Consider the following 11,004-nt stretch of genomic DNA (forward strand, 5'->3'; position numbering starts at 1 on the left):
CTATTTAATCCCCCTCACCCTTGCTCCCTCTCCCCCACGCTGCGCGCGGTGGAGAAGGGAAGCCCGGTGAGCTCAATTAAATACCTGGGGAGTTACAAAAAATCAATAATATCTTGAGCCTAAGTTTATAGTAAAGTAGAGTGTCTTTGCTTTATTATTGCAAATTTAAGACTTAGTGTATGCCGATAAATATATCTTATAAACAAGACGTTAACGCTGTTTCTTTCTCATTATCCGAGATTGGCTCTATAAAAGAGAATTATCCCGAAATTGATGCATTAAAAGCAAATATTGCTGAGCAGCAACTTAAGGTTGAATCAAAATTAATTTATGCACATAAGCGGGTAGGAAGTATTTTTGCTAACCCTGTTATTACTTATTATTCCACAGAGATTTCTTTTTTAATTAAAGTTCAGAACTTTACTTCGATGGAAGATATGAAAATTGGTATATTAAAAGGGTTTAGCGATTACTATGCAGGTTCAAAAGATCAACTCCAATATATATTTGACAGCGATAGCAAAGAAAAATTAATAAATTATTTTAACTCAGGAAATGCCCCCGAGGTAATTGAAGCTTCAGCGTTGGGATGTTTAACTCTCTAATATAATCTCACAAAGATACGAGCGGCTCCGAAAGGCTTTAACTTTTAAAAATTCATGCTGGAGTATTGCATGTTAAAAGCAAGAGCCTTCTATAGAAAATTCAGGTCTGTTCGTTTGCGCATCGCATTAAGATTTACAAATAAATTTGCAATTGCTCAGAGCAGAAGGAATTCAACTCTACTCTGACTTTAGTAATACTGATCTAATTATTCAACTACATCAGCAATTGCATTGTGTTTGGCAATTCTTCATCGAATCCAGGAGCTGGTTCTTTTGGATTAACTCTATCGGCACCAAAAAAACTAGTCGCTTTTTGCCAAAAGCCTCGATCATTTTGGACATCAGCATGCTTTGGTGTACCAAAAAATCGATGCGATTGATTCGCCTTTGTATATCCTGATAAAGTAGCGTGTATAACATCCTCAGGAACAGGTTTATCGGGTAAAGGTAAAAATTCTATTGGTGTTTCTGTATAAATCTTTCTTAGAACTTGTAATATGCATAAATTTGTCATCACGAGTAAAAAATCGCAGATGGGCTCGTTGGGTATAAAATTGAGCAGAATCGGTATGCCAAATCCTAAAGCGATTCGAGTGGTATCCATTCCCCCCTTTTCATGTATAGATTGAACTAGCTTATATAAGGCATATATGGAATAGAAATTTAGACCTAAAGTCAGGTATGGCAAGACAAGTAGGGAATTTGCTAGTGAAAACGTAAGAGCGCTAATCATGAACCCATATATCATGAGTGTCCCAATTCCCGAAAATAACCCAGTAAGAGCAACAGGTGGAAGTTTTGTATAATCGGCTAATGGTCTAATAACATTATTTACCGGGGAGGCGATGAGATCAACAAAGAAGTTAAGTGTACTAATAGGAGAATCAATGAAATAAAGTAGCTGACTTATTATACCCTTGTCATGTTTTAGAGCGTACTCCGCAGATCCTCCAAATAAAATATCTAAACTACCAATGATTACAGCTAGCCATTTAACTGGTGAAATCAACTTGCGGGTCGCAAGGATAGGTAGTAAATCTCCACATGCCAGAGCATTACGGTATTGAAAGTCATCTAAATATTCTTCAGCGAAAAGACGAATGATTAGCTGCCTCCATTCATATGCAAGAAACTCTTTTATATCCGCTTCTATCTCTTGATGTACCAAGGCATTTACGCGGACTTTATTTAACGTCTCAAGGTTTTCTTCTAAATGTTCTGCCAGAGCCAGAAAAGAGGTGTAAAAGGTGGCAAATTCACGTTTTTTTTCTTCAGTTTCAAGCGTTGAAAATTTTTGCCTTAAATGCTGGAGCATCTCAAGTATCCCTTCTTGCATTGAGATATCAAATGCTGTGTTTGGAATAGTCATTTCCGGCTTAGTAAAATACTGATGAAGTTCGTCAGTAAAGGCCTGGGTACTTGTGAGTGCAGTATAGGCACTATTGATTTTATGAAATATTTCTTCTGCATTGGGATTATTAGGATTTTTGTCTGGATGATGTTTTAGACACATTTTTCTCCAGGCTTTTTTTAATTTGTCGGTCTGTTCATTTTCAGGTAATCCCTCTAAATCAGCTATTGATAGCGAGAGAGTGCGTAGATGGATAGGATTTAGTACTATTGGCATAATATATTCTCATGTAAAAGATTTTTAAATAATACCATAAAGTAAAGTAAATTAAATATACAGTTTGGTTCTTATTTTGTTAAGATAGTGGTATGTTAGCTTGCATAATCTCCATATATGAATTATCAATAGACATCTAAACAGGTTTCTTGAGTATCAAATAGCGATTATCTTAGATATTAAAGCTAACAATTTTTGCTACAATCACTCGTTATAAACTTCTCAGAATGAAGTTTGACGAGTGATCTATAATAGCGGTTAAGTTCATTACTTCCCTTATTTTATTTATACGGATTAGTACTAAATGGTGTTGGATGGAAGATTTTTTCTTGCTCTAGAGTATCTTCCACTTTTGGTTTTGTGGTTGGTGAATCTGTAGGGGCTTGTAAGGGGCTCCCTGGCATAGATGCTTGCCCTAAGGTTAACTGTAAAGGAGAGATTTCGGCTGAAACCTGATAAGAATCTTGCCCACCAAAGCGGTCCATATTTTGTAATAAAGATTGCATTATGGCATGAGGTAATGGGGCAAAAGAAGGGATATGACCAAAAGTTAACTGATTAATAATCCGTTTTAAAAGGTCCTTCGTTTTTTCACTATCTTTGAGATTAATTTTTTCTTTTACTGCATATTTATCAAATTTATGCATCAGTTGGTCGGTACTGATTTCAGGTTCTTTCAAAAATGGCGTTAAAAATTTCATCGCAAAAATAATGGACATTTTGGGTTCTGGTGCCAGTGCGGGTTGGAGAACAGGCGAGGTTTTTGTTCTGTCTTGAGAAGCATTTTTTTCGATTTCTGTACTTAATGTTTCACGAATTGATTGCATGGCTTTAATTTGATTTTCTAATTGGGTTTTGGCTTTGGCATTTTTTCTTTGCTTATTTTGAGCTTTCATTAAGCGCTCATCAAAATTAAGAAAACTTTTTTCTAACTTCAAAGATTGCTCTACTGCTTTTTTAACACTCATGATCTCCTGTTGCCGATGCTCAAATTCTGCACCTGCTTCTCTTAAGCGTTCGTCAGAAATTTTATTGATGTCTTCAATGTCTTTTAACAAGTAAAGCTTGCCTTCTTTTGCAGAAATTTTATGAGTATTATTAATAACGTATGCGGCCTTTTGTTGCTGCGCGACTGGCTCACCTTTCTCATCGAAAAATAATTTCTCTTGATTTCTCAGGGAATGTAAATCATGTAAACTTGCTAATTGTAGATTTAAAGCATTTTGTTTATGCAATAATTCACGTGCTAATTGCTCATCTTCTGGAGTGCTATTTTCTTTATTAAGCAATTCCATGATTAAATCAGTTTGTTCATTTATTTCGCCTGTCATTTTTTGAATAAACTGATCTAACTCAGTATCATTTGCCTGTTCATATTTTTTTGCGTCTTTTTCAAAATTAGCCAAGCCTGTAAGATATTCTTCACTTTTATTTTCAAAGTTTGTTTTTTGTTGTGCCAGTGTAATGATTTGATTTTCAATGTTTTTTTCATTTTCAAGCAGAGTTGCATGTTGCATCTGACATAGATGAATTGCTTCATTGTAATGTGCTAAGGCTTTTTGTAATTCTTTATTTATATCGGGAATATTTTGCTCATGATGCTCGGCTTTAGCTGCAGTTTTCTCTTGCTCTAAGATTTTCATGTTTTGTGCTTGTGTCAGTTCACGTAATACAGATTCAGCATGTGCGTCTTTTGCCATTAACCATAACAATAGATGAATTTTTATCAGACTGTGTATTTTAGCTTGTTCTTGCTGTTCAAACCGCAGATTCTCTTTAAGTGCTTCTTCTTGAGCTTGCTGAGCGCCGATTTCGGCTTTTACGGTATCACCTGCAGGAGATAATAAAAAGTTCTTTAAGTCATTTGGATTTTTAAAACCGAAACGACTGATGTTGATTGGTGAGTTAAGATTTGCATCTTCCCTCGAGGGTGGATCAAATCTCATTTCGTCTTTTTTTGCACGAATTGCACTATCAATCCAAGCATTTAATTCGGAGTTTACTTTGGGAGGATGAGAGAATAGTTGTGGATCTATTAGTGGTAAAGAAGCTGTACTCATATGTCTATCCCATTTTCTTGAATTAATTAATTATACACAAAATTGGTTGATAAATCACCAAGTGTGAACGCAAAGCAAGTGTAAAAGATAATTCTTTATGTTTTTATGGGCTTGAGTAGCATTAAATGTACGTTAAAATGGCAGGTAGGTCAAAGTCGACCTCTGGATATTTTATGAGGCGCCTGATAAAATGTTTTAAAAGTATACAGGAATAGTTAATGATTAGTTATTGTGGTTATATTGCCTTGGTTGGCAGACCCAACGTAGGTAAATCAACATTGTTAAATCGTATTTTAGAGCAAAAAGTAAGTATTACTTCTAAAAAGCCGCAAACAACCCGACACAGTATTTTAGGCATTCGCACCGAAGCGGATTACCAGTTTGTTTATGTAGATACTCCCGGGATTCATCAAGGCAAGAAAAAGGCCATTAATCGTTTGATGAATAAAACTGCAATCAGTGTATTGCGTAATGTGGATGTGATTGCTTTCCTTGTAGATGGGACGCATTGGAGTGAAGAAGATGAGTACGTTTTGGAGTTAGTGCAGCAATCTAAAGTTCCTTGTATTTTAGTAATCAATAAGGTGGATAAAATTGCTGAGAAAGAAGTTTTATTACCGTGGATAGAGCAAATAAGCCAACGTCATCATTTTGGGGCTATTATTCCCATTTCCGCAAAAAATGGGGTGCAGGTTCAAGAGTTGCAAGATAAATTACAAACTTATTTGCCTGAAGGCCCGCATTTATTTCCTGATGATCAACTTACTGATCGCCCTGTTAAATTTTTATGTGCTGAGTTGCTTCGTGAAAAGATTTTCCGTTTTTGTGGTGAGGAATTACCTTATGCAGTGAACGTGGAGATTGAATCGTTCAAAGATGAGGGTAACTTGGCACGTGTTCATGCATTAATACTGGTTGAAAAAGAAAGCCATAAACGTATGCTCATTGGTGAGCGTGGTCAAAAATTAAAAGAAATGGCTACGGGTGCTCGTCTTGACATGGAAAAATTATTAGGTAAAAAAGTATTTTTACAATGTTGGTGCAAAGTGAAATCAGGTTGGGCTGATGATGAACGTTTGTTAAAACAATTAGGTTATGACTAAAACCATTGAGGCATGGGTATTACATAAGCAATGGTCTGGTGATACCAGCGCCAGAGTCAGTTTTTTTACTCGTGAACTAGGCGTAGTTCAATGTCTGTACAAAGGTGGGCGCACACCGAAGAAGCAAGCCCTTTTGCAGGCTTTTACTCCTTTATGGCTTACGGTTGAAGAACGCTATGAGCGTTTTTTTGCAAAAAAAATCGAAAGCATTTCTCCAACTCTTTCTCTTGCTGGGAACTCTTTGTTTTCAGCCTTATACATCAATGAAGTGCTCTATCATGCATTAAGGCCGCAGTATGTAGATGTTGCATTATTTGAGGCTTATTCATTCACTTTAAATCATTTGGCTTTAAGCAAAGATCGAAAAGAGCTGGAAGCTTTATTACGCCGCTTTGAATGGACTTTACTTAAAGCGTGCGGTTATTCTTTTTCATGGTTTCAAGAAGCGCGAACTTATGAGCCCATTATATGCTATTTATCGTATCAATTTATTGCGGGTGAAGGATTTGTACGTGCAAGTCAGGGGATTTCAGGAGTTCATATTTTGGCATTGGCTGATGATAATCTGGAAGTTATGGAGTATTTAAAATCAGCAAAATTAATTATGCGCAAGGCTATAGATCATTTATTAAATGGACGTAAAATTAAAGCACGCTCTTTATATAGTTGATACTACATCTCATGTCTCTCTTTAATTTAAAAAAGATATTTGTGTTGTTTGCAGGGTTGTTGCCTGTCCATTTATAAAGATGCGCTCGGAAAAAAAGGATTCTTTATCACTAAAAAGAATAAGATTTGAACAACGTGTTCCATAGCCATGATAAGGAACATAAACAAAAATTGAACTTAGAGATTTTTCTAACTCTGTCGGTACCCCAGTGTGAGGAAGGAGATGATTAGGGGCAAGAGTTCGATCTTCTAAAATCGGAAATAGTAAGTCTCCAATGTGTTCTGGGGTTTCATAATGTAGTAAATCATTTTTTACCCTATTAAACGCTTTTTTTGCTCTTAATACCTTAAACCATGGGGTTTCCAACAGATGGTTACTGATTCCGTAAAGTCCTGTTGTTAATTTTGAGTTAATTTTGGCCACATTGGAATAGTAGATTACTTCCTGAGTGTTGCCAACAAACAAATTAAAAGGATTGTATTGATCTGCCATAGAGGCAATTTGCTCAATATAGTGAGAGGGGGCCGCTGCAGGATTTGCAGTCAGATAATTCTTTACTAAAAGCCCGCGAGATTTCATAGTGTCACTATGGACACCAGGATTGCGATAATTAGTTAGTAAAGCAAAATTTCCCTGTCGATTTACTCCAAGCCAAGTACCGCCCGCTTCTAAATCTTTACCTGCAAATAACTGGGGATAATCAGGCCAATAATGTGCAGCTATTGTTGCCCTTTGATAAAATTCATCTCGGTTAGAAAGAATAATCAATGGATAGCGTGGGTGTTGATTTATTGCGATTAATGCCAAGCACATAGAGTTCTCAATGAAAATCAAATCTTTTGTATTAAGTATAAACCTTTTATGAGTTCATCTATGGACACAAGTTAGTCATGGTATTCTACTGAAAAGTAGTTACTTGGGGCAACATTATTTCGAGAACGCAAACGGGCAGGCAAACGGTTACGTGAATGAGCGCTTGCGCGAGCTATTTAATTTTTAATACCCTTCAAATTGAATACCTGCCAATTACCACTGGCGCCTTGTATTTAGGTTAGTAGGAACATTATACTCTTTATTTTGCTTTGTGTGGTGCAAAATGAGTAAGCAGATTTTATTAGGTGTTAATATTGATCATATTGCTACAGTGCGACAAGCACGGGGTACACGCTATCCTGATCCGGTGCAAGCGGCTATGGATGCTGAAGAAGCTGGAGCTGATGGGATTACACTGCATATGCGCGAAGATTTACGACATATCCAGGCACGTGATGTGCGTTTAATTAAACAGGTTTTGCATACACGGATGAACCTGGAATTGGCAGTTACTGATGCCATGCTTGATTTTGCTGAAGAAATTTCTCCCGAACACTCTTGTTTAGTTCCCGAAAAACGTGAAGAATTAACTACAGAAGGAGGGTTAGATGTGTTAACTCACCAAAAGACCGTTGCACATGCAGTAAAACGTTTACAGGCTATTGGCAGCGAAGTTTCTTTATTCATTGATCCTGATTTTGAACAGATTAAAGCTGCAGCAGAAATAGGGGCTCTTGTGATTGAACTGCATACGGGATGCTATGCAGATGCTACCCATGTTGAGCAGCAGCAACATGAATTCAAACGCATTACAGAGGCAGCGCAATACGCTGCGAGTTTGGGTTTGATTGTTAATGCTGGCCATGGCTTGAATTATCATAATGTGCAACCAATCGCAGCAATTAAAGAATTACTGGAACTTAACATTGGCCATGCCATTATTGCTCGTGCTTTATTTTGTGGAATGAAAGAAGCAGTAAGGCACATGCGCCAACTTATGCTAGAAGCGAGACTTTATGTCAATGACTGATGCAATCGTTATTCGTATCACTGGAGACTCTGGTGATGGGGTGCAGTTGGTGGGTGAGCAATTAACCATCAGTGCCGCTCTTACCGGGCGAGATGTTCGTACTTTACCTGATTTTCCTGCAGAAATTAGGGCACCAGCGGGAACTGTTGCTGGAGTTTCTGGTTTTCAATTAGCAATGGCTGAGCATGCTATTTTTACTGCGGGTGAGTCTTTGGATGTTTTGGTGGCCTTAAATCCTGCCGCTTTGAAAAACTCATTACAGCATTTAAATCAAGGTGGTCTATTAATAATCAATGAAGACAGCTATCAGGATAAAGATTGGCAAAAGGCCGGAATGGACAAGAGTTTCTTAGATAATTGCGCAGAGCATTATCACATCGTTTCTTTTCCACTGATTACACAAACATTGCAAGCAGTTGCCAACCTGGAGTTAACGAAACCACAAGCGACAAAAACCAAGAATTTTTATGTTTTAGGTTTGGTTTTATGGTTATTTGATTTATCTACCAAGGCTTGCCAGGAATTTATTACGAAAAAATTTAAAGCCAATCAAATGATTGCTAAAGCGAATGAGGCTGCTTTATTGGCAGGTTATAATTATGCCATGACTTTAGAGTTAACCCGCCGTGATTACATGTTAGGTGGTGCTAATCGCCAAACAGGAGAATATCGCCAAGTTACCGGTGTTGAAGCAGTAGGGTTAGCGTTAGCTACCTTGACGACACATACTCGTATTTCCATGTTAGTTTCAGGTTATCCAATTACTCCATCTTCAGCTATTTTACATGAATGTGCGCGCTTAGCTGATTTTGGTGTGCAATTACTGCAAGCTGAAGATGAAATTGCCGCCATTTGTGCTTGTATTGGTGCAGCCTATGGCGGACGATTGGCTTTGACTTGTACTTCTGGACCAGGTTTGGATCTGAAAAGTGAAAGCTTGGGGTTAGCAACGGTTGCTGAATTGCCGTTAGTGGTCATCGATGTGCAACGAGCAGGTGCCTCTACTGGTTTGCCTACGAAAACCAGTCAAAGCGATTTAAGGCAGGCCTTGTATGGTCGCCATGGCGAGGCACCTTTAGTCGTCTTATCAGCACAGTCCGCAGCAGACTGTTTTAATACCATTATCGAAGCATTTACACTGGCAACTAAATACATGACTCCCGTAATTGTACTGCTCGATGCCTATTTAGCGAATGCGGCAGAACCTTGGGAAATACCAGACGTTGCCTCATTAAAATTACCTACAATAGAGTTTAATCGTTTTCCTAAGCCTTTTATTCGTGATGAATTATTAAGCCGTAGTTGGAATATTCCGGGAACGCCTGGCTTTATTCATCAATTAGGTGGTTTAGAAAAACAAGGTGAAGAAGGTAAAGTGAGTTATGATGCAGACAATCACCAAAAAATGGTGAATTTACGCCAAGAAAAAATTCAAGGAGTTATCAGGGACTATGCATCTTTGGTGATTGAAGGAGATGCCAATGCTTCTACTTTAATTATTGGTTGGGGGAGCACTTATGGTAGTATTAAGTCTGCAATACAGAAATGCCAGGAAGAGGGATTGGCTCTTGCCTATGTTCATTTACGCAATCTGCACCCTTTACCTATGGATTTAGGCGACATTTTAAAATCTTATGACCGAGTTTTTGTTGCTGAATTAAATTCAGGCCAATTGTGCCAGCTTATCCGGGCCACGTATTTAGTGGATGCTCAAGTGATTAGTCAATGTAATGGTCAGCCTTTTAGTGTCAGCCATTTAGTTAACACCATTAAAGCGGAAATTCATTATGAATAATACTTATAAGCGTGAAGATTTTGCGAATGCGAATGAAGTTCGCTGGTGTCCTGGCTGTGGTGATTATGCGATATTAATGGCTTTGCAAAAGATGTTGCCTGATTTGGGATTGCCCCCCGAACAACATGTATTCGTTTCTGGAATTGGTTGTGCTGGGCGTTTGCCTTATTATATGAATGCCTATGGTTTTCATACTATTCATGGTCGGGCAACAGCTGTGGCTACTGGCTTAAAGGCTATGCGTGAGGATCTTTGTGTTTGGATTATTACTGGAGATGGTGATGCTCTAAGTATTGGAGGAAATCATTTAATTCATATTTTGCGACGTAATGTGAATGTGAATATTCTTTTATTTAATAATCAAGTTTATGGTTTAACCAAAGGCCAATTCTCACCTACTTCACAAAAAGGTCAGGTAACTAAGACTTCTCCTAAGGGTGTAAATAATGAGCCCATTAATCCATTGACTCTGGCTTTAGCGGCAGGAGCGAGTTTTGTCGCACGCGCGGTTGATAAAGATCCTAATCATTTGGGATCCATTTTAAAAAAAGCCTACGAACATCAAGGCTGTTCTTTTGTAGAAATCTATCAAGATTGCAATATCTTCAATCATGGTGCTTTTGATGAATTTGCTTTAAAGAGTAATCGCGCTGAAAATACGGTTCTTTTAGAAGAAGCGCAACCTTTAATTTATGGTGCAGAAAAAGATAAAGCGTTACAGCTTCAAGAGGAGACATTTGTACGTGTTTCTTCTGCGGAAAAAAGCTTATATCAGCATGATTCCAGCTGTTTATCTGCTGCGATGCGTTTAGCAAGATTAACGTTTCCCAGCTATCCTGTGCCTTTGGGGGTGTATTATCAAAAATCACGTGATTTATTTGCCTTGTCGCAAGAAGTGAATAAGACAGTGAATGATTTACCTGGGCTTTATCGAGCTAAAGCGAGTTGGCAACAGAGTTGATTTAGTAAATAATATATACATGTTTAACGCGATGATCAACTTTTCACAGAACCATACGGGCCCGGGCTCGTGGTCGAGCCCTGAGAGAGCCAACCGAATTTTTATCTTAACGCATTGAAAAAAAGAGATAAAAAAATTGAAAGTGCATGGTTATAGAAACACAATTGGAACAATAGGCCTATGATATTGGTTGACTTTTAAGTAGAAAGAATCCTAAACTAATGCTTAAGGCGTGCTGCGCCGGTGTTGACGCACCAGCGCTGCACTAACCATAATCCTAGCTGAAACTAGAATCATGGCTAAGTACAAGTGTATCATATTTCTCGCACGTTACAATTTG

Annotated in this window: 9 protein-coding genes; 6 read left to right on the forward strand and 3 right to left on the reverse strand. The window is 37.9% G+C overall.

Features of this window, described 5'->3' with window-relative positions; all coding sequences use genetic code 11:
* The first annotated feature begins 179 nt into the window (after positions 1 to 179).
* On the forward strand, positions 180 to 605 hold the full coding sequence (locus QM652_RS12590) for a hypothetical protein (RefSeq protein WP_415076345.1): 426 nt from the start codon (positions 180 to 182) through the stop codon (positions 603 to 605).
* A gap of 214 nt (positions 606 to 819) precedes the next feature.
* On the opposite strand, the gene QM652_RS12595 is transcribed toward QM652_RS12590, so the two are convergent.
* Entirely contained in the window at positions 820 to 2,232 is a 1,413-nt protein-coding gene (locus QM652_RS12595) for a J domain-containing protein (RefSeq protein WP_415076347.1), read from the reverse strand.
* A gap of 281 nt (positions 2,233 to 2,513) precedes the next feature.
* Positions 2,514 to 4,292, reverse strand: a complete 1,779-nt coding sequence (locus QM652_RS12600; protein ID WP_415076349.1) for a hypothetical protein — start codon at positions 4,290 to 4,292, stop codon at positions 2,514 to 2,516.
* 218 nt (positions 4,293 to 4,510) lie between these two features.
* Here QM652_RS12600 and era point away from each other — a divergent pair, with 218 nt between their 5' ends.
* The gene (gene era, locus QM652_RS12605) at positions 4,511 to 5,395 is read left to right on the forward strand and encodes a GTPase Era (protein WP_415076351.1); all 885 of its coding nucleotides are present in this window, start codon (positions 4,511 to 4,513) and stop codon (positions 5,393 to 5,395) included.
* Positions 5,388 to 6,065, forward strand: a complete 678-nt coding sequence (recO, locus tag QM652_RS12610; protein WP_415076353.1) for a DNA repair protein RecO — start codon at positions 5,388 to 5,390, stop codon at positions 6,063 to 6,065. Before era ends, recO begins: the two co-directional genes overlap by 8 nt.
* Positions 6,066 to 6,086: 21 nt before the next feature.
* On the opposite strand, the gene QM652_RS12615 is transcribed toward recO, so the two are convergent.
* Positions 6,087 to 6,878, reverse strand: a complete 792-nt coding sequence (locus QM652_RS12615; RefSeq protein ID WP_415076355.1) for an NRDE family protein — start codon at positions 6,876 to 6,878, stop codon at positions 6,087 to 6,089.
* A 283-nt stretch (positions 6,879 to 7,161) separates the two neighbouring features.
* Here QM652_RS12615 and pdxJ point away from each other — a divergent pair, with 283 nt between their 5' ends.
* From pdxJ to QM652_RS12630, 3 genes are read left to right on the forward strand one after another with little or no spacing between them, the layout of a single operon-like run.
* Positions 7,162 to 7,908 carry a pyridoxine 5'-phosphate synthase gene (gene pdxJ, locus QM652_RS12620; RefSeq protein WP_415076357.1) on the forward strand — a complete coding sequence of 249 codons (747 nt, stop codon included), beginning with the start codon at positions 7,162 to 7,164 and terminating at the stop codon, positions 7,906 to 7,908.
* Positions 7,895 to 9,703 (forward strand): 2-oxoacid:acceptor oxidoreductase subunit alpha, encoded by a 1,809-nt coding sequence (locus QM652_RS12625; RefSeq protein ID WP_415076359.1) that lies wholly within the window; start codon positions 7,895 to 7,897, stop codon positions 9,701 to 9,703. Before pdxJ ends, QM652_RS12625 begins: the two co-directional genes overlap by 14 nt.
* Positions 9,696 to 10,664, forward strand: a complete 969-nt coding sequence (locus tag QM652_RS12630) for a 2-oxoacid:ferredoxin oxidoreductase subunit beta (protein WP_415076361.1) — start codon at positions 9,696 to 9,698, stop codon at positions 10,662 to 10,664. The genes QM652_RS12625 and QM652_RS12630 overlap by 8 nt, the downstream gene beginning before the upstream one ends.
* The last annotated feature ends 340 nt before the right edge of the window (positions 10,665 to 11,004 follow it).

It is taken from the genome of Legionella sp. (assembly GCF_047605385.1).
Lineage (GTDB): Bacteria > Pseudomonadota > Gammaproteobacteria > Legionellales > Legionellaceae > Legionella.

Excerpts from the sequence above, each read along its gene's own strand:
- QM652_RS12595 (WP_415076347.1), bottom strand. The coding sequence starts at position 2,232 with ATGCCAATAGTACTAAATCCTATCCATCTACGCACTCTCTCGCTATCA.
- QM652_RS12600 (WP_415076349.1), bottom strand. The coding sequence starts at position 4,292 with ATGAGTACAGCTTCTTTACCACTAATAGATCCACAACTATTCTCTCAT.
- QM652_RS12630 (WP_415076361.1), top strand. The coding sequence starts at position 9,696 with ATGAATAATACTTATAAGCGTGAAGATTTTGCGAATGCGAATGAAGTT.
- QM652_RS12590 (WP_415076345.1), top strand. The coding sequence starts at position 180 with ATGCCGATAAATATATCTTATAAACAAGACGTTAACGCTGTTTCTTTC.
- QM652_RS12625 (WP_415076359.1), top strand. The coding sequence starts at position 7,895 with ATGTCAATGACTGATGCAATCGTTATTCGTATCACTGGAGACTCTGGT.
- era (WP_415076351.1), top strand. The coding sequence starts at position 4,511 with ATGATTAGTTATTGTGGTTATATTGCCTTGGTTGGCAGACCCAACGTA.
- recO (WP_415076353.1), top strand. The coding sequence starts at position 5,388 with ATGACTAAAACCATTGAGGCATGGGTATTACATAAGCAATGGTCTGGT.
- QM652_RS12615 (WP_415076355.1), bottom strand. The coding sequence starts at position 6,878 with ATGTGCTTGGCATTAATCGCAATAAATCAACACCCACGCTATCCATTG.
- pdxJ (WP_415076357.1), top strand. The coding sequence starts at position 7,162 with ATGAGTAAGCAGATTTTATTAGGTGTTAATATTGATCATATTGCTACA.